Below are 17,799 nucleotides of genomic sequence, written 5' to 3'. Positions count from 1 at the left end.
GCGGCTCGGGACGGGAGGCAGGCGCGATGTCTGACGTGCTCTTCATCGAGGGCGGCCGGGTCATCGACCCGGCGAGCGGCGTGGACGGCGTCCGCACCGTGGTGATCCGCGACGGCAAGGTGGCGGAGGTGGCCGAGCGGGTGGAGCGCCCGCGCGACGCCCGCGCGGTCGACGCGCGGAACCGGTGGGTGACGCCGGGGTTCGTGGACCTGCACGTGCACCTGCGCGAGCCGGGGCAGGAGTACAAGGAGACGGTCGCGACCGGCGCGCGGGCGGCGGTGGCGGGCGGCTTCACGGCCGTGTGCGCCATGCCGAACACGAAGCCGGTGAACGACTGCGCCGCGGTGACCGAGCTCGTGCTGGCGCGCGCGGCGGCGGCCGGCCTGGCCCGCGTCTACCCGGTGGGCGCCATCTCCCGCGGCTCGAACGGCGAGGAGCTGGCCGAGTACGGCGAGCTGAAGGCCTCGGGCTGCGTGGCGCTCTCCGACGACGGGCGGCCGGTGATGTCGTCGGCGCTGATGCGCCGCGCGCTGGAGTACGCGCGCGCGTTCGGCCTGCCGCTCACGGTGCACGAGGAGGACCTGCACCTGGTGGGCAAGGGCGTGATGCACGAGGGCGCCGCCGCAACGCGGCTCGGCCTGAAGGGCATCCCGTCGCAGGCCGAGGACGTGATGGTGCTGCGCGACATCGCGCTGGTGGAGCTCACCGGCGGGCGGCTGCACGTGGCGCACGTCAGCACCGCCGGCGCGGTCCGCGCCATCCGCGAGGCGAAGCGCCGCGGCCTGCCGGTCACCGGCGAGGTCACCCCGCACCACCTCGCGCTCACCGACGACGACGTGGGCGCCTCGGGCTACTCGACCGACTTCAAGATGAACCCCCCGCTGCGCTCGGCGGAGGACGTCCGCGCCTGCCGCGAGGCGCTCGCGGACGGCACGCTCGACGCGATCGCCACCGACCACGCGCCGCACTCCGCGGTCGAGAAGGACGTGGAGTTCGACGCCGCCGCGAACGGCATCGTCGGGCTGGAGACCGCGTTCTCGGTCTGCCTGGGCCTGGTACGGGAGGGCGCGCTGACCGAGCGTCGGCTCGTCGAGGCGCTCACCGTGGGGCCGGCCAGGGTGTTCGGGCTGCCCGCCGGCACGCTGGCGCGCGGCGCGGCCGCGGACGTGGCGGTGCTCGACGCCGCCGCGGAGTGGACGGTGGACCCGGCCCGGCTCCACTCCAAGGGCCGCAACACGCCGTGGAAGGGAAGGCGGCTCGCCGGGCGTTGCACGCACACGATCGTGGGTGGCCGGATCGTCCACGAGGAGGACAAGGCAGACCGATGAAGCAGGCGATCCTGGCGCTGGCGGACGGCACCACCTTCGAGGGGTTCTCGCTCGGCGCGACCGGCGAGGCCACGGGGGAGGTCGTCTTCAACACCTCCATGACCGGGTACCAGGAGATCCTGACCGACCCGTCGTACGTCGATCAGATGATCTGCATGACGTATCCGGAGCAGGGGAACTACGGCGTGAACCGCGCCGACGAGGAGTCGGCGCGCCCGCACGCCACCGGCTTCATCGTGCGCCACGCCACGGAGCAGCCGTCGAACTTCCGCGCGGAGCGGAGCCTCCACGCGTACCTCGCGGCGCACGGCATCGTCGGGATCTCCGGCATCGACACCCGGCGGCTCACCCGCCACATCCGCACCGCCGGCGCGCAGATGGGCGTCATCGCCACCGAGGGGAGCGCGAAGGCGCTGGTGGAGCGGGCGCGCGCGCTGCCCGGGATGGAGGGGCAGGACCTCGCCACCCGCATCTCGACGGCGGCCCCGTACGAGTGGACCGAGCAGGGCGCCGACTGCTGGACCGACGCGGAGCGCGCGCCGCTCGGGAGGCCGCGCTTCCACGTGGTGGCGTACGACTGGGGCCTGAAGCGCGCCATGCTCCGCCTGCTGGCCGAGGCCGGCTGCCGCGTGACCGTGGTGCCGTCGCGGACCAGCGCCGCAGAGGCGCTGGCGCTCCGGCCGGACGGCGTGTTCCTCACCAACGGCCCGGGCGATCCGGCGGCGGTGGCCGGCGCGCGCGAGACCGTGGCGGCGCTGCTCGGCAAGGTGCCGGTGTTCGGCATCTGCCTCGGCCACCAGATCCTCGCGCTCGCCATCGGCGCGCGCACCTACAAGCTGAAGTTCGGCCACCGCGGCGCGAACCAGCCGGTGAAGGAGCTGGACACCGGCAAGGTGGACATCACCGCCCAGAACCACGGCTTCGCCGTGGACGACGCCAGCCTGGGCAAGCGCGCCCGCGTCACCCACGTGAACCTGAACGACGGGACGGTGGAGGGCATCGAGGTGCTCGACGCGCCCGCGTTCAGCGTCCAGTACCACCCGGAGTCGTCGCCCGGGCCGCACGACGCGCGCCCGCTGTTCGCGCGCTTCGTGGCGATGATGGAGCGGTCTCGATGACGCTGCAGCTGCTGCACGAGCGCCTGCTCGCCTGGGCCACCGACGGCGCGCGCAAGGAGGAGCTCCTCGCCGCGCGCCGGTTCCACTTCGACCGCTACGGCGAGCCGCACGAGGAGGATCGCACCTACGAGCCCCGGCTGAACGGGATGCTCGACTTCTACCTGTACGACTACCGCCCCGCGGGCGGCACCGGCACCACCATCGAGCGGTTCATCGAGGCGGAGGGGCCGTCGCTCTCGCCCGAGGAGCTGGCCGCGTACCAGGACCTGGCGCGCAACGTCCACGGGCTGTTCGAGGTCCGCAAGATCCGCGACGGCCTGCTTCGGCTCCGGGACGTGTTCACCGCAGGTGACTACGACGTCACCGAGCGGCGCCACGTGGCCGGGCTCGACAAGGGCGACGTGCTGGAGGCGCGGCTGCTCCCGTTCCAGGGCGCGCTCTACTTCTCCGGCGCGTTCCTGTATCACCCGCGCGAGGCGCACAAGGCCATCCACGCCGAGGTGAAGCGCCTGCGCAAGGCGGCGGGCAAGGGCGGCACGGTGGACGTGAAGGAGTTCCTGGCGACGCTCTCGCGGATGGCGTTCAAGCTGGAGCGCTACCGGAACGTCCGGCTCGAGTCGATCTACGACTTCGCCGCGGAGTCGCGCCTGCCGACTCCGCGCCCGGCGCGACCGCCCGGCGAGCCGAGCGCGCAGTAGCCTCGCTACATCCGCTGCGGCTCCCGGGCGTCCCGCGCGGCCCGCTCGCGCGCCCGGTCCACCTCGTCCGGCGACAGGCCCGACTCGTCCATCACCCGGCGGCTGGTGAAGATCGGCGCCCCCGCCGCGACCGCGAGCGCGACCGACTCGGAGGCCGCGCCCGGGAGCTCGAGCCGCCGCGCCCCCTGCACCAGCCGCACCCGCGCGCCGCCCGGGCCCTCGTCCGCGGACGCGATCTCCACCTCTCGCACGCGCCCGCCCAGCGCGCGGATGGTCTCGGCGAGCAGGCCCGGGGCCGCATCCCTGCGCACCCGGCGGCCGAGGTCGTGCTCCTGCGCGCCCGGCACCACCAGCGGCAGCAGGTTCTTCGCGCCCTTCTCCCGGAGCACCAGGATCGACGCGGCGCCCTCCGGCATGGGCAGCACCCCGGCGACCTCCAGCTCGACGCGCGCCGCGGGCGGCGGGGCCGCGTGCGCGGAGATCCCGGCCAGGCCCGTCATGAGCACGAACCACGGGATGGAGAGGGAGGCGCTGACTCGCATGGACGCTCCGGGTCCACCGCGGGACCACCTTGAAGGTGGGCTCCGCCGGCCCGCGGGGGCGGGGCGGGCGGGCGAGCGAGGGCTCGCACCGGGAGGGCGCGGGACTTCACGGAGCGCGCCGGACGCCGCATCTCAGAGGGCGGCGTGGACTTCTCCCTGCTCGACTCGGTGCCGGACGCCATGGTCATCGCCGACGACGCCGGCGCGATCGTCTTCGTGAACGCGCACGCCGAGCGCCTCTTCGGCTACCGGTGCCAGGACCTGGTGGGCAGGCCGGTGGAGCTGCTGCTCCCGGCGCGCTACCGGACCATGCACCAGGTGCACCGGACGGCGTACCAGGCGGCGCCGCGCACGCGCCCCATGGGGCTCGGCCTCGATCTCTCCGGGCTGCGTCACGACGGGGCCGAGTTCCCGGCCGAGATCAGCCTGTCGCCGATCCTGGTGGACGGGCGCCCCTGCGTGATCGCGGCCGTGCGCGACGCGACCGAGCGGCGGAAGATCGAGGAGCGCGCGCGGCTGTGGCGGCGGGCGCAGGAGGAGGTGCGCGAGCGCGACGAGTTCCTGTCGGTGGCCTCGCACGAGCTGCGCACCCCGGTGACCGCGCTCCAGCTCCAGCTCCAGCTGCTCCACCGCGCCGCGCTCCGCTCGGGCGAGGGCCTGCCGGCGGTGGTGGTGGAGCGGCTGGAGACGCTCGAGCGGCAGACGCGCCGCCTGGGCGCGCTGGTCGGAGAGCTGCTCGACGTCTCGCGCATGCGCCTCGGCAAGATCGAGCTCCGGCGCGAGCCGCTCGATCTGGCCGAGGTGGCGCGCGAGGCGGCGGGCCACGCGGTGGGCGATCTGGAGCGCTCCGGGTCGAAGCTCGCGCTCGACCTGCAGCCGGTGACCGGCGCCTGGGACCGCACCCGGCTCGAGCAGGTGATCGCGAACCTGCTGGTGAACGCCGCCAAGTTCGGGCAGGGGCGGCCCATCGCGCTGCACGTCGCCGGCGACGACGGCACCGCGCGGCTGCGCGTCAGCGACCAGGGCATCGGCATCGCGCAGGACCAGCAGGCGCGGGTGTTCGACCGCTTCGCGCGCGGCGTGCCGGCCCAGAACTTCGGCGGGCTCGGGCTGGGGCTCTACATCGCGCGGCAGATCGTGGAGGCGCACGGCGGCACCATCGACGTGACGAGCGAGCCCGGCGCCGGCGCGACGTTCACCGTGGACCTGCCGCGCCAGCCGCCGGCGCCCGGTCCCGAGGCCCGCCCGGACGCCGGCGCGAAGGAGCCGCAGCCCGGCGACCTCCATTGAGCGCGATCGCGGCGGCGCCGCGCTTGACTCCTTGGACCGGGCGCGCGACGGTCGCGGGCGTCGCCATGCGCTGGCTGATCGTGAACGCCGACGACCTCGGCTACGACCCGGAGATCGACCGGGGCATCCTCGAGGCGCACGCGCGCGGGCTGGTCACGAGCGCCACCGCCATGGTCGAGACGCCGTTCGCGGCCGCGGCGCTCGCCCGCGCGCCGCGCTCGCTCGAGCTCGGGCTGCACGCCGTCGTCGACCCGGGCGCCGGGCGGGCCGGGGCGGAGGCGGCGCTGCGGCGGCAGCTCGACCGGTTCGAGGCGCTGCGCGGCGCTCCACCGACGCACCTCGACAGCCACAAGCACGCGCACGCCGCGCCGGCGGTGCGGGAGGCGTTCTGCGCGGTGGCGGCCGCTCGAGCGCTGCCGGTGCGATCCATCGACCCCGCCCTGCGCGCGGCGCTCCGCGCGGCGGGGGTGGCGACCGCCGACGCGTTCCTGGGGGACGCGGCGCGGCGCCCAGCCTGGACCGAGGACGCGCTCCTCGCCGCCCTGGACGCGGTGGGGGAGGGCGTGACCGAGCTGATGGCGCACCCGGGTCACGCCCCGAGCCACGCCCGCACCTCATTCGGGGCCGAGCGCGAGATCGAGCTCGCAGCCCTCTGCAGCCCCCGCGCACGCGCGCGCGTGGAGGCGCGAAACCTCCGTCTCTGCGGCTGGTCGGCCGTGGGACGCCCTTCTCAGGGGTGACCCGTGGACGGGCCAACATCGACCGCGACAGTCGTGTAAAGTGCCGCGAATTCCAAATGTTGGAGCGGTCGGCGCCTTTACACCCCACGCGGCGCGATGCTAAGACCCCGGCTCCACCTCTCCCCAACGCGAGGACGCTCGTCATGGCGGACGCGAAGCCGGTGGTCCCGAAGGATGGAGCGAAGATCTCGCTCGTCGACGGGAAGCTGAACGTTCCCGACCGGCCCATCCTGCCGTTCATCGAGGGCGACGGCACGGGCCGCGACATCTGGCGCGCCAGCGTGCGGGTGCTCGACGCGGCGGTGGAGAAGGCCTACCGCGGCCGCCGGAAGATCGCCTGGACCGAGGTCTACGCCGGCGAGAAGGCGTTCACCAAGTTCAACAACTGGCTGCCGGACGAGACGATCCAGGCGTTCCGCGAGTACCTCATCGGCATCAAGGGGCCGCTCACCACGCCGATCGGCGGCGGCATCCGATCGCTCAACGTCGCGCTGCGGCAGCTCCTCGATCTCTACGTCTGCCTCCGCCCCGTGCGCTGGTTCCGCGGCGTGCCCTCTCCGGTGAAGCGCCCGGAGAAGGTGAACATGGTGATCTTCCGGGAGAACACGGAGGACATCTACGCCGGGATCGAGTGGGAGGCGGGCTCCGAGCAGGCGAAGAAGCTGCTCGCGTTCCTCGAGCAGGAGTTCCCGAAGGAGTACCGGAAGATCCGCTTCCCGGCGACGTCCGGCGTGGGCGTGAAGCCGGTCTCGCGCGAGGGGACCGAGCGGCTCGTCCGCGCGGCGCTCGAGTACGCCGTCCGCGAGCGGCGCCGGAGCGTCACCTTCGTGCACAAGGGCAACATCATGAAGTTCACGGAGGGTGCGTTCCGGAACTGGGGCTACGCGCTCGCCGAGCGGGAGTTCGCCGACCGCGTCTACACCTGGGAGCAGTGGGAGCGCACCAAGGCGTCGCGCGGCGAGGAGGCGGCGAACGCCGAGAAGCAGGCCGCCGTCGCCGAGGGCCGCATCCTGGTCAAGGACGCGATCGCCGACATCACGCTGCAGCAGGTGCTGACCCGGCCCGAGGACTTCGACGTGGTCGCGACGCCGAACCTGAACGGCGACTACCTGTCCGACGCGCTCGCGGCGCAGGTGGGCGGCATCGGCATCGCGCCCGGCGGCAACGCCAACTACGTCACCGGCCACGCCATCTTCGAGGCCACCCACGGCACCGCGCCGAAGTACGCGGACCTCGACAAGGTGAACCCGGGCTCGATGATCCTCTCCGGCGAGATGATGTTCCGCCACCTCGGCTGGAACGAGGCGGCCGATCTCATCGTCAAGGGCGTGGACGGCGCCATCGCGGGTCACCGCGTCACCTACGACTTCGCGCGCCTCATGAAGGCAGAGGGGGTGACGGACGCGGTCGAGGTGAAGTGCTCCGAGTTCGGCGACGAGATCATCAGGCACATGTAGCGTAGCGGCTTCCCAACCCCGGAGAGACCACATGGCCCAGCGGAAGAAGATCGCGCTCATCGGCGCGGGACAGATCGGCGGCACGCTCGCGCTCCTGGCCGGCCAGAAGGAGCTCGGCGACGTCGTCCTGGTGGACATCATGGAGGGCGTCGCCAAGGGCAAGGCGCTCGACCTGCAGGAGACGCGCGGCGTCGGCAAGTGGGACGTGGACGTGACCGGCGGCGGCACGACCGACTACTCGGTGATCCGCGACGCCGACGTGTGCATCGTGACCGCGGGCGTGCCGCGGAAGCCGGGCATGAGCCGCGAGGATCTCCTCAAGGTGAACCTCGACGCGATCACCAAGGTCGCGCACGGCATCAAGCAGTACGCGCCGAACGCGTTCGTCATCGTCATCACGAACCCGCTCGATTCGATGGTGTACGCCATGTACAAGGTCACCGGGTTCCCCAAGAACCGGGTGGTCGGCATGGCCGGCGTGCTCGACACCGCGCGGTTCCAGTACTTCGTGGGCGACGCGGCCGGGGTCTCGCCGCAGGACGTGCAGGCGATGGTGCTCGGCGGCCACGGCGACGACATGGTCCCGCTGCTCCGCTACTCCTCGGTCGCCGGCGTGCCGCTCACCCGGCTGCTCGACAAGGCCCGGCTCGACGCCATCGTCGAGCGCACGCGCAAGGGCGGCGGCGAGATCGTCGCGCTGCTCGGCACCGGCTCGGCGTTCTACGCGCCGGCCGCCGCGGCGATCTCGATGGCGGAGGCGTACCTGCGCGACAAGAAGCGCGTGCTGCCCTGCTCGGCGCTGCTCGAGGGCCAGTACGGGGTGAAGGGGCTCTTCGTCGGCGTCCCGGTGGTGATCGGCGCCGGGGGCGTGGAGCGGGTGCTCGAGGTCGAGCTGAACGACGACGAGCGCGCCATGCTCCAGCGGTCCGTGGACAGCGTGAAGAAGTCCGTCGCAGAGACCAAGCTGTAGTAGGTTTCTCGGGCCGGTCGTCCACCCCATCCGGGGGCGACCGGCCTTCGTCGTCCCAACGAGAGCGAGCTCGGCTTGAAGATCCACGAGTACCAGGCGAAGGAAATCCTGCGGAAGTTCGGCGTGGCGGTCCCGCGCGGCTACCTCGCGGTCACGCCGCTCGAGGCGGAGGGCGCGGCGCGCCAGCTCGGCGGCGGCATCAGCGCGGTGAAGGCGCAGATCCACGCGGGCGGCCGCGGCAAGGGCGGCGGCGTGAAGCTGGCCCGCTCGCCGGACGAGGCGCGTCAGCACGCCGAGGCCATGCTCGGCATGATGCTGAAGACCCCGCAGACCGGGCCGGACGGGCAGGAGGTCCGGAAGGTCTACGTCGAGGAGGGCTGCCGGATCGCCCGCGAGCTGTACCTCGGCATGACGCTCGACCGCGAGATCGGGCGCCTGGCGGTGATGGCGTCGGTCGAGGGCGGCGTGGACATCGAGGAGGTGGCCGCGAAGCACCCCGACAAGATCCTGCGGGAGTGGATCTCGCCGCTGACCGGCCTCATGCCGTTCCAGGCCCGCCGGCTCGCGTTCGGCCTCGGCCTCACCGGCGACTCGGTCACCGCGTTCGTCCGCTTCGCCACCGGCCTGTACAACGCCTACGTCGCCACCGACGCGTCGCTCGCCGAGATCAACCCGCTCGTCATCACGGTGGGCGGCGAGGTGCTCGCGCTCGACGCGAAGATGAACTTCGACGACAACGCGCTCTACCGGCACCCGGACATCGCGGCCATGCGCGATCCGGACGAGGAGGATCCGAAGGAGACGCAGGCCAAGGAGTACGACCTCTCGTACATCGCGCTGGACGGCGACATCGGCTGCATGGTGAACGGCGCCGGCCTGGCCATGGCCACCATGGACGTGATCAAGCTGTCCGGCGGCCAGCCGGCCAACTTCCTCGACGTGGGCGGCGGCGCCGACGAGGACAAGGTCACCGCGGCGTTCAAGATCATCCTCTCCGATCCGCACGTGAAGGCGGTGCTGGTCAACATCTTCGGCGGCATCATGAAGTGCGACGTGATCGCGAACGGCATCGTCGCCGCCGCCAAGCAGGTGGGGCTCTCCATCCCGCTGGTGGTCCGGCTCGAGGGCACCAACGTGGAGCTGGGCAAGGACATCCTCGCCCACAGCGAGCTGAAGATCATCCCCGCGGACGACCTCGGCGACGCTGCCCGGAAGGTCGTCCAGGCCGCGCGAGCCGCCTAGATCCAGGTCCATTCGTCGCACGAGCGGCGGGAGGCACACGCCTTGAGCATCCTCGTAGATCGCAACACCCGGGTCCTCGTCCAGGGCATCACCGGCTCGGCGGGCAGCTTCCACGCCGAGCAGATGCTCGCCTACGGCACGAACGTGGTGGCGGGCGTGACGCCCAACCGCGGCGGCACCCGCTTCCAGGGGACGGTGCCCATCTTCCACACGGTCGCGGCGGCGGTGAAGGAGACCGGCGCGAACGCGGCCGCGATCTTCGTGCCGCCCCCGTTCGCGGCCGACGCGATCATCGAGGCGGCCGAGTCCGACATCGAGCTCATCGTGGCGATCACCGAGGGCATCCCGGTGCTCGACATGGTCCGCGTGCGCCGCTACGTGGAGAGCCGCCCGAAGACGCGGCTGGTCGGGCCGAACTGCCCCGGCGTGATCACGCCCGGCCAGTGCAAGATCGGGATCATGCCCGGGCACGTGCACCGGCCCGGCCGCATCGGCGTGGTCTCGCGCTCGGGCACGCTCAACTACGAGGCGGTGAAGCAGCTCAGCGACCTGGGCCTCGGCCAGTCCACCTCGGTGGGCATCGGCGGCGACCCGGTCCACGGCACGGACTTCGTGCAGGCGCTGCAGCTGTTCGAGGACGACCCGGAGACCGACGCCGTCATCATGATCGGCGAGATCGGCGGCGGCGAGGAGGAGAAGGGCGCCGAGTTCGTCCGCGACCACATGACGAAGCCGGTGGTCGGGTTCATCGCCGGCCGCACCGCGCCCCCGGGCAAGCGCATGGGCCACGCCGGCGCGGTGATCTCGGGCGGCGCCGGCACCGCCGACGCGAAGATGGCGGCCATGCGCGAGGCCGGCATCGTGGTGGTGGACGGTCCCCACCTGCTCGGCCGGGCGATGAAGGACGCGCTGTCGCGGCGCGCCCGCCCCAAGCCCGCCAAGGCGCCGGCCGGCAAGCGGCCCGCGGCCGCCGCGCCCGGCAAGAAGGGCGCCGCCTCGCGCAGCGCCGCACCCTCGCAGCGCGGCGGCAAGGCGCTGAAGAAGGCTGCCAAGGGGGAGCGCGACTAGCGCGCCCCCGAGGATCCAGGGACGCTCGCGCCCCCGTGCTCACGGTGAGCCGGGGGCGCGGCTTTCCCGCAACCACCCGGAACACCGGACGAACGGAGAGCATCACATGGCGATCGAGCGCACGCTGTCCATCATCAAGCCCGACGGCGTCGAGAAGGGCATCATCGGGAAGATCATCGGCCGCTTCGAGGAGAAGGGCCTGAAGCCGGTGGCCATCCGGCTGACGCAGCTGTCGAAGGCGGAGGCCGAGGGCTTCTACGCGGTGCACAAGGCCCGGCCGTTCTTCGGCGATCTGGTGAAGTTCATGACCAGCGGCCCGGTGGTCCTGATGGTCCTCGAGGGCGAGAACGCGGTCGCCCGGAACCGCGAGATCATGGGCGCCACCGACCCGAAGAAGGCCGACGCGGGCACGATCCGCAAGGACTTCGCGACCGACATCGAGAAGAACACCGTCCACGGCTCGGACAGCGTGGAGAACGCGAAGATCGAGGTCTCGTACTTCTTCCCCGAGGTGCAGGTCCACGCCTACGAGTGGAAGAAGCTCGCTTAACCGACCGATCTCCTTGCACTCCTGGGGGCGTTCCCCCGCTCGGCCGGGCGCGCCGCGCCCGGTTCGGGCTACAATGCACGAACCCGTCCCGCCCCAGGGACGGGTTTCGTCGTTTCAGGGGAAGGCGAGGAGAGCCGCAGTTTGGACGCAGTACCGACATGGAAATGGTTGCTGGGGGTGGCGTTCCTCGCCGCCTCCGCCTTCTGCTCGGGGACCGAGACCGCGCTGACCGCGCTGGGCGAGCCCCGCGCCCGGCAGCTCCGCGAGACGGGCGGCCGGCGGGCCCGCCTGCTGGGCCTGTGGATCGATCACCCGGAGCGCGTCCTCTCGACGCTGCTCATCGGCAACACGCTCGTGAACGTGGGCGCGGGCGCGCTGGCCGGCTCGGTGGGCGCGGACCTCGCCGGCGGGGGCGGCTGGGCCCCCGGGACGCTGGTCGCCATCGCCACCGGCGTCACCACCGTGGTGATCCTGTTCGCGGGCGAGATCGTCCCGAAGACCATCGGCAAGCGGCACCCGGCGCCGGTCGCGCTCTGGGCCATGCCCATGGTCCAGGCCCTCTGCCTGGCGATGTGGCCGCTCTCCGCGGCGGTGACCCGGCTCACCGGGTGGGTGGTGGGGCGGCTCGGCGGCGGCAGGGCGCCCACGCCCGCGGTGACGAGCGAGGAGATCGAGTACCTCATCGAGATGGGCACGCGCGAGGGCGTGCTCGACGAGGTGAAGGAGGAGCTGCTCAACAGCGTGCTCGAGTTCGCCGACCGCGTGGCGAAGGAGGTCATGATCCCGCGCACGCGCATGGTCGCCGTGGACCGCGCGGTGGAGCCGGACGAGCTGGTGCGGATCGTCACCGAGAACCCGTACAGCCGCATGCCGGTGTACGAGGGCTCGATCGACAACGTGGTGGGCATCCTGCTGGTCCGCGACATCATCCAGGAGCTCCGGCACGGGCCGCTGCGGCGCATCGCGCTGGACCGGTACCTGAAGCCGGCCTTCTTCGTCCCCGAGCAGATGAAGATCTCGCGGCTGCTGAAGGAGATGCAGCGGCGACGGACGCACCTCGCGGTGGTGGTGGACGAGTTCGGCGGCACGAGCGGCCTCGTCACCATGGAGGACGTCATCGAGGAGATCGTCGGCGAGATCCAGGACGAGGCCGACGTGGAGTCCGCGCCGGTGAAGGCGGTCGCGCCGGGCGTGTGGCTGGCCGACGCTGCCATCCCGCTCCACGACCTGCAGTCCTTCCTGAACGAGCAGCGCGAGGAGCCCGCGCCGCGTCCCGCCGGCGACGACGCGCCCGAGCCCGAGGACGGCGAGCCGCCGCCCGAGATCCGCTTCCCCGAGCAGGGGGACTACGAGACGCTGGGCGGCTTCGTGACCGCGACCGCAGGCCGGGTCCCGCCGGTGGGCGCCACGCTGGCGTGGGACGGCCTCACGTTCACCGTGCGCGCCGGCGACGAGCGGCGCGTCACCCGGGTCGAGATCGCGCGGCGGGGCGAGGTGGCCGCACCCGAGGTCGCGCCGGCCGCGGCCCGGTCTTAGGAACAGGCGCGCATGGACGTCCTGCACGACGACACGCCCGACCTCCGGTCGCTCCCGCAGGAGCGGCTCGCCGCCCTGATCGCCGGCCTGGGCGAGAAGCCGTTCCGCGCCCGCCAGGTCTACCGCTGGCTGCACCTGCGCGGCGCCGCCTCGCTCGAGGAGCTGACCGACGTACCGCGCGCGCTGCGCGAGCGGCTGGCGGAGGGCACCCGCCTCACCACGCTCGAGCGCGCCACCGAGCAGCGCTCGGCCGACGGCACCATCAAGTGGACCTGGCGCACGGGCGACGGGAAGCTGATCGAGTCCGTCTACATGCCCGAGACCGATCGCAAGACGCTGTGCGTCTCGACGCAGGTGGGCTGCGCGGTGGGCTGCACCTTCTGCATGACCGGCACCATGGGCCTCGCGCGCAACCTCACGCCGGGCGAGATCGTGGATCAGGTCCACCGCGCCAACCGCCGGCTGATCGAGCTGGGGGAGGGGGAGGGGCCCCGGCCGCTCACCAACCTCGTGTTCATGGGCATGGGCGAGCCGCTCGCGAACTACCGCAGCCTGAAGGTCGCGCTCGACCTGCTCCTGTCCGAGGACGGTCCCAACTTCTCGCACCGCCACGTGACGGTCTCGACGTCCGGGCTGGTGCCGGTGATGCGCCGGCTGGGCGAGGAGACGCAGGTGAAGCTGGCCGTGTCGCTGAACGCCACCACCGACGCGCAGCGCGACGCGATCATGCCCATCAACCGGCGCTACCCGCTCGCCGAGCTGCTCCGCGCCTGCCGCGAGTTCCCGATGAAGCAGGGGCGGCGGATCACGTTCGAGTACGTGATGCTGGGCGGCGTGAACGACGCGCCGGAGGACGCCGAGCGCCTGGCGCGGCTGCTGCGCGGCATCCCGGCCAAGGTGAACCTCATCCCGTACAACGAGAACCCGGGCCTCGGGTTCGCCGCCCCCGCGCCGTCCGCGGTGGAGCGGTTCCGCGACCTGCTCGTCGCCCGGAACGTGACCGCGGTGGTCCGCAAGAACCGCGGCACCGACATCGCCGCCGCCTGCGGCCAGCTCGCCGCGGAGGGTGGACCGGGCGATCCGCGCCGGCGGGCCGCTGCGCCGTTGACCGGGACGCCCGCGGCGGGCTAGGTACGGGTCGCCCGCCGCTCCCGGCGGGCGGAAAGGCTCGATCCCGGATGGCCCTGCTCGTCGTCGGCTCCGTCGCGCTCGACTCGCTCGAGACCCCCTTCGGCCGGCGCGAGGACGTGCTGGGCGGCTCCGCGTCCTACTTCTCGGCCTGCTCGAGCTTCTTCGGCCCGACGCGGCTGGTGGCCGTGGTCGGGGAGGACTTCCCCGAGGAGCACGTGCGCTTCCTGGCCGGGCGCGGCGTGGACCTGGCCGGCCTCTCGCGCGAGCCGGGCAAGACGTTCCGCTGGAAGGGGCGCTACGAGTTCGACCTCAACACGGCCCACACGCTCGACACGCAGCTCAACGTGTTCGCCGGGTTCCGGCCGGTGCTCCCGGCCAGCTTCCGGGGCTCGGAGTTCGTGTTCCTCGGCAACATCGACCCGGACCTGCAGCGCGCGGTCCTCGACCAGGTGGAGCGGCCCCGCTTCGTGGGCTGCGACACCATGAACTACTGGATCACGTCCAAGCGCCAGAGCCTGCTCGAGACGCTGAAGCGCGTGGACATGCTGTTCGTCAACGACGCGGAGGCGCGCCAGCTCGCCGGCGAGCACAACGTGGTGAAGGCGGCGCGCGCCATCCTCTCGATGGGGCCGCGCTCGCTGGTGGTGAAGCGCGGCGAGTACGGGGCGCTGTTCTTCTCGGGCGACGAGGTGTTCGCCGCCTCGGCGTTCCCGCTGCCGGAGGTGTTCGATCCGACCGGCGCGGGCGACAGCTTCGCCGGCGGGTTCATGGGCTACCTCGCGCACCGCGGCCGCGCGGACGCCCCCACCATGCGGCGGGCCATCGTGCTCGGGAGCGTGCTGGCGAGCTTCGCCGTGGAGCAGTTCTCGCTCGACCGGCTCCGCACGCTCCGCCCGGAGGAGATCCGGGCGCGCTACGCCGAGGCGCGCGGCCTGGCCCACTTCGACGACCTCGAGAGCGATCTCTTCAACGGCGCGGCCACCCCGGGTTGACCTCCGATCCGCGTGGCGGCTACCATGCGCCGCCCGGCACGGGTCGAGCATGCGCATCGGGATCATCTCCGACATCCACTCGAACCTCGAGGCCTTGACCGAGTCGCTGGCCGCGCTGGAGCGCCTGCGCCCGGATCGCATCTACTGCCTGGGCGACGTGGTCGGCTACGGCGCGAGCGTGAACGAGTGCTGCGCGCTGGTGCGCAAGGTGGCCGAGGTGACGCTGCTCGGCAACCACGACGCCGCGGTGGCCGGGCGGATGGACTACAGCTTCTACTACGACGCCGCCCGCCACGCGCTGGACTGGACCGCGGCGCGCATCGACCCGGACCACCTCGAGTGGCTGCGCGCGCTGCCGTACACGCACCGGCTCCCGGGCGTCGGGCTGAGCCACGGCAACCCGGCCGCGCCGCAGGCCTACGAGTACGTGTTCGCGAAGGAGCAGGCGAAGGACCTCGTCCCGCACCTCGACGCGCTCGAGGACGTGAACTTCGTGGGCCACTCCCACCTGTGCAAGTCGTTCGCGATCCACCCCTCCGGCGACGTCAACGAGGTGGTGGCGACGCGGTTCGGGCTTCGCCGCGGCTACAAGTACGTGATCTCGGTGGGCTCGGTGGGGCAGCCGCGCGACTGCGACAACCGCGCCTGCTTCGTCACCTACGACACCGAGGAGCGCGTGGTGGAGTTCCACCGCGTGCCCTACGACATCGAGACCTCGGCGCAGAAGGTCTTCGACGCCGACCTGGCGCTGAACTTCGGTAAGCGGCTGTTCCTGGGCGTCTGAACCGACCGCGGCTCACACCACGCTGAGGTGGGTGGCGAGCCGGAACCCGGTGGTCAGGCCGTCGAGGTCCATCGCGGCGACGCGAAGGGCGCCGTCCACCGTCAGCCGGGCGGGGGCCACCGCCGCGATCGCGCCCACCGGCTCCCCGCTGCGCAGCGACAGGCAGGCGATCCCCTCGCCCGGCACGAGCAGCGTCCCGCGCGCCACCGCCGGCGCGGCCGCCCCGGGCGGCAGGTGGCCGGGCGGCGCGGCCCGGCTCCAGCGCACCGCGCCGTCGCGCCCGAGCGCCACCAGCGCGCCGGCGGCGTCGCGGAGCGCGAGCAGCGGCCCGGCGGCGGCCGCCGCGGGCGCGCCGGCGAGCGGCGGGGCGTCGGTCCAGTCCGCGCTGCCGTCGCCGCGCAGCGCGGTGACGGCCGGATCGCCGCCCACGGTCCCGACCACCGCGAGGCGCGGGCCCCACGCGATGGGCGGGCCGGCGGGGACGAGGTCGAGCGGCGCCTCCCAGCGGCGCGCGCCGGTGGACGGGTCGAGCGCGAGGAGCGCCGTCCCGGCGCCGGCCTCGGCCAGCACCAGGCAGGCGCCGGCGCCGGAGGAGGGCGCGCAGCAGGGCGCGCCGGGCGCGCGCACGCGCCAGGCCAGCCGTCCGGCCGCGTCCACCGCGTAGACGAAGCCGGCGTCCGAGGCGGCCACGGCGACGCCGCCGAACGCAGCCGCCCGCAGGCGCGGACGCCCGGGGAGCTCCAGGCGCCACAGCGTGCGCCCGGTGGCGGCCTCGAGCCCGGTGAGCGCCCCCGGCTCCACCAGCACCACCGGCCCGCCGGCGAGCGCGACCGCGCCGTCCGGATCCGCCCCCGGCGGCGTCCGGCCCCAGCGCAGCCGCCCGGTGCGGAGCGCGAGCGCCTCCAGCCTCCCGGGCCGGAACACCAGCGCCGCGCCGGGCAGCGGCGCCACCCGGAGGCCGCCGGCGGCGCGCCACGCCACCTCGCCGCGGGCGCGGTCCACCGCGACCACCGCCTCGGCACCGGCGGCGACCGTGAGCGCCCCGGCGTTCCACAGACCGGGGCCGGCCGGCGCGCCCACGTCCACCGACCAGGCGCGGCGGAAGGAGAGCCGCCGCAGGCGCCCGGGGCCGAGCGGTGCGCCGGCGGCGCCGGCGGGGCCGCGCGCTCGGGCCTCGCCGGCGGAGGCGCCGGCGGAGAGATCGCCGCCGGCCAGCTCCTCCACCTGCGCCAGCCGCTCCGCCGCGGCCGCCTCCAGCTCGGCCAGGTACGCGTTCTCCGACTGGCGCGGGTTGCGCGCGCGCGCCAGGCGGCAGAGGTCGAGCGCGGCCTCGGCCACCGCCCTCGCCAGCGCCAGCGGCGGCGCCGGCCGCGCCACGCCGCCGGCGCGCACCCGCCCGCCGGCGAGGTCCAGCTCCAGGGTGCGCGCCGGCGCGCGGCCGGCCCGGGAGAGCGGGACCTCGAGCGCGGCCTCGCGGCGCCGGACCGCCCCCACGATCGCGCCCGCGGCCGCGACCAGGTCGCGCAGCGCGAGGAACGGGAATCCGTGCAGCGCGAGCAGCTCGGCGCCGTCCTCGGCCAGCACCCGCACCGTCCCCGGCGCGAGCAGCGAGCCGAGGTCGGGCCGGCCACCGGGGTAGGCGAGGAGGACGCCCTCGTCGTCGGCGAGCTCCACCGTGCAGGCGACGCGCCCCGGGCGCGGGGTGGGACCCGGCCGGCGGGCACGCACCGGCGGCCGCGGCCCGGGGGCCGGCGCCGCCTCGGTCCGGCGCAGGTCCCGCGCGGCGGCGCGCAGGCGGCTCGCGTCCCGGGCAGCCGAGGGGGCGGCCTCGGCCAGCTCCCGGCACAGCTCGGCGGCGGCCTCGAGGGCCGCGGCGGCGAGCGCATCGAGGTCGACCTCGACGTCCCGCGCGAGGACACCGGACGGCCGGGCCAGCGAGACGAGCGTGAGGAGCGCGCTCGCGCCACGCCGCCGCAGCACCAGCTCCAGGGCGCCCTCGTGGAAGGCCACCGCGGCGTGCGGGGCGCCCCCGACCACCCGCGCCACCGCGCGCAGCAGCGCCTCCAGGGAGGGGAGGAGCGGGCCCTCGGCCCGGCCCCCGGCGATGTCGATGCCGTCCACCTCGATGGCCAGGGCGTCCACGATGGCGCGGGTGGCGGCGGTCCGCGCCGGCCCGGCGGCGCGGCGAAGCGCGGCGCTCAGGTCGGGGTCGAGGCGCCAGCTGGTACCCGTGCGGATCCGGATCATCGAACCGGAAGAATCATCGCGGAATCAGGCACTTTCAACGTTGACAGGCCCGGTCCACGGCACGAAGATGAGGGTACCGATGCGGCCGCCCGCCTGCTGGCGGCCC

Annotated in this window: 16 protein-coding genes; 14 read left to right on the top strand and 2 right to left on the bottom strand. The window is 73.8% G+C overall.

The genetic code is table 11. The features are described 5' to 3' along the window. Nucleotides 1-26: 26 nt before the first annotated feature. From A2CP1_RS11705 to A2CP1_RS11695, 3 genes are read left to right on the top strand one after another with little or no spacing between them, the layout of a single operon-like run. The gene (locus A2CP1_RS11705) at nt 27-1,328 is read left to right on the top strand and encodes a dihydroorotase (protein ID WP_012633496.1); all 1,302 of its coding nucleotides are present in this window, start codon (nt 27-29) and stop codon (nt 1,326-1,328) included. Beyond that, a complete protein-coding gene (gene carA / locus A2CP1_RS11700) occupies nt 1,325-2,446 on the top strand; it encodes a glutamine-hydrolyzing carbamoyl-phosphate synthase small subunit (protein ID WP_012633495.1) in 1,122 nt (373 codons plus the stop codon). The genes A2CP1_RS11705 and carA overlap by 4 nt, the downstream gene beginning before the upstream one ends. Next, entirely contained in the window at nt 2,443-3,144 is a 702-nt protein-coding gene (locus A2CP1_RS11695; protein ID WP_012526265.1) for a DUF7986 domain-containing protein, read from the top strand. The genes carA and A2CP1_RS11695 overlap by 4 nt, the downstream gene beginning before the upstream one ends. A 5-nt stretch (nt 3,145-3,149) precedes the next feature. Here A2CP1_RS11695 and A2CP1_RS11690 read toward each other — a convergent pair whose 3' ends face one another. Next, nucleotides 3,150-3,686, bottom strand: coding sequence for a bifunctional nuclease family protein (locus A2CP1_RS11690; RefSeq protein WP_012526264.1), 537 nt, complete (start codon nt 3,684-3,686; stop codon nt 3,150-3,152). Between the two features lie 144 nt (nt 3,687-3,830). Here A2CP1_RS11690 and A2CP1_RS11685 point away from each other — a divergent pair, with 144 nt between their 5' ends. The 11 genes from A2CP1_RS11685 to A2CP1_RS11635 all read left to right on the top strand — a co-directional run bounded on the left by A2CP1_RS11685 (nt 3,831) and on the right by A2CP1_RS11635 (nt 15,446). Next, nucleotides 3,831-4,976 (top strand): PAS domain-containing sensor histidine kinase, encoded by a 1,146-nt coding sequence (locus A2CP1_RS11685; RefSeq protein WP_012633494.1) that lies wholly within the window; start codon nt 3,831-3,833, stop codon nt 4,974-4,976. A gap of 65 nt (nt 4,977-5,041) precedes the next feature. Beyond that, nucleotides 5,042-5,716, top strand: coding sequence for a ChbG/HpnK family deacetylase (locus tag A2CP1_RS11680; protein WP_012633493.1), 675 nt, complete (start codon nt 5,042-5,044; stop codon nt 5,714-5,716). Nucleotides 5,717-5,859: 143 nt separating this feature from the next. After that, nucleotides 5,860-7,173, top strand: coding sequence for an NADP-dependent isocitrate dehydrogenase (gene icd / locus A2CP1_RS11675; RefSeq protein WP_012526261.1), 1,314 nt, complete (start codon nt 5,860-5,862; stop codon nt 7,171-7,173). Nucleotides 7,174-7,204: 31 nt separating this feature from the next. Continuing rightward, on the top strand, nt 7,205-8,143 hold the full coding sequence (gene mdh, locus A2CP1_RS11670) for a malate dehydrogenase (protein ID WP_012526260.1): 939 nt from the start codon (nt 7,205-7,207) through the stop codon (nt 8,141-8,143). Between the two features lie 75 nt (nt 8,144-8,218). Beyond that, nucleotides 8,219-9,385, top strand: coding sequence for an ADP-forming succinate--CoA ligase subunit beta (sucC, locus tag A2CP1_RS11665; RefSeq protein WP_012526259.1), 1,167 nt, complete (start codon nt 8,219-8,221; stop codon nt 9,383-9,385). Nucleotides 9,386-9,427: 42 nt separating this feature from the next. Next, nucleotides 9,428-10,453: a succinate--CoA ligase subunit alpha gene (gene sucD, locus A2CP1_RS11660; RefSeq protein ID WP_012633492.1), complete on the top strand. Its 1,026-nt coding sequence runs from the start codon at nt 9,428-9,430 to the stop codon at nt 10,451-10,453. A 106-nt stretch (nt 10,454-10,559) separates the two neighbouring features. Then, complete coding sequence (gene ndk, locus A2CP1_RS11655) at nt 10,560-11,003, top strand: nucleoside-diphosphate kinase (protein ID WP_012633491.1); 444 nt, start codon at nt 10,560-10,562, stop codon at nt 11,001-11,003. A 177-nt stretch (nt 11,004-11,180) separates the two neighbouring features. Next, nucleotides 11,181-12,539, top strand: a complete 1,359-nt coding sequence (locus A2CP1_RS11650) for a hemolysin family protein (protein ID WP_245529764.1) — start codon at nt 11,181-11,183, stop codon at nt 12,537-12,539. A 12-nt stretch (nt 12,540-12,551) separates the two neighbouring features. Further along, entirely contained in the window at nt 12,552-13,670 is a 1,119-nt protein-coding gene (gene rlmN, locus A2CP1_RS11645; RefSeq protein ID WP_012633489.1) for a dual-specificity RNA methyltransferase RlmN, read from the top strand. Between the two features lie 47 nt (nt 13,671-13,717). Next, nucleotides 13,718-14,662, top strand: coding sequence for a PfkB family carbohydrate kinase (locus tag A2CP1_RS11640; RefSeq protein WP_012633488.1), 945 nt, complete (start codon nt 13,718-13,720; stop codon nt 14,660-14,662). Nucleotides 14,663-14,711: 49 nt separating this feature from the next. After that, complete coding sequence (locus A2CP1_RS11635; RefSeq protein ID WP_012633487.1) at nt 14,712-15,446, top strand: metallophosphoesterase family protein; 735 nt, start codon at nt 14,712-14,714, stop codon at nt 15,444-15,446. 12 nt (nt 15,447-15,458) lie between these two features. Here the strand turns inward: A2CP1_RS11635 and A2CP1_RS11630 are convergent, their stop codons facing one another. After that, nucleotides 15,459-17,693, bottom strand: a complete 2,235-nt coding sequence (locus A2CP1_RS11630) for an outer membrane protein assembly factor BamB family protein (RefSeq protein ID WP_012633486.1) — start codon at nt 17,691-17,693, stop codon at nt 15,459-15,461. Nucleotides 17,694-17,799: the final 106 nt, after the last annotated feature.

This window comes from Anaeromyxobacter dehalogenans 2CP-1 (assembly GCF_000022145.1).
GTDB lineage: Bacteria > Myxococcota > Myxococcia > Myxococcales > Anaeromyxobacteraceae > Anaeromyxobacter > Anaeromyxobacter dehalogenans.
This window is presented reverse-complemented; position numbering and strand designations above follow the sequence as displayed.

Coding starts and splice junctions, on each gene's coding strand:
- A2CP1_RS11705 (WP_012633496.1), top strand. CDS start 27: ATGTCTGACGTGCTCTTCATCGAGGGCGGCCGGGTCATCGACCCGGCG.
- carA (WP_012633495.1), top strand. CDS start 1,325: ATGAAGCAGGCGATCCTGGCGCTGGCGGACGGCACCACCTTCGAGGGG.
- A2CP1_RS11695 (WP_012526265.1), top strand. CDS start 2,443: ATGACGCTGCAGCTGCTGCACGAGCGCCTGCTCGCCTGGGCCACCGAC.
- A2CP1_RS11690 (WP_012526264.1), bottom strand. CDS start 3,686: ATGCGAGTCAGCGCCTCCCTCTCCATCCCGTGGTTCGTGCTCATGACG.
- A2CP1_RS11680 (WP_012633493.1), top strand. CDS start 5,042: ATGCGCTGGCTGATCGTGAACGCCGACGACCTCGGCTACGACCCGGAG.
- icd (WP_012526261.1), top strand. CDS start 5,860: ATGGCGGACGCGAAGCCGGTGGTCCCGAAGGATGGAGCGAAGATCTCG.
- mdh (WP_012526260.1), top strand. CDS start 7,205: ATGGCCCAGCGGAAGAAGATCGCGCTCATCGGCGCGGGACAGATCGGC.
- ndk (WP_012633491.1), top strand. CDS start 10,560: ATGGCGATCGAGCGCACGCTGTCCATCATCAAGCCCGACGGCGTCGAG.
- rlmN (WP_012633489.1), top strand. CDS start 12,552: ATGGACGTCCTGCACGACGACACGCCCGACCTCCGGTCGCTCCCGCAG.
- A2CP1_RS11640 (WP_012633488.1), top strand. CDS start 13,718: ATGGCCCTGCTCGTCGTCGGCTCCGTCGCGCTCGACTCGCTCGAGACC.
- A2CP1_RS11635 (WP_012633487.1), top strand. CDS start 14,712: ATGCGCATCGGGATCATCTCCGACATCCACTCGAACCTCGAGGCCTTG.
- A2CP1_RS11630 (WP_012633486.1), bottom strand. CDS start 17,693: ATGATCCGGATCCGCACGGGTACCAGCTGGCGCCTCGACCCCGACCTG.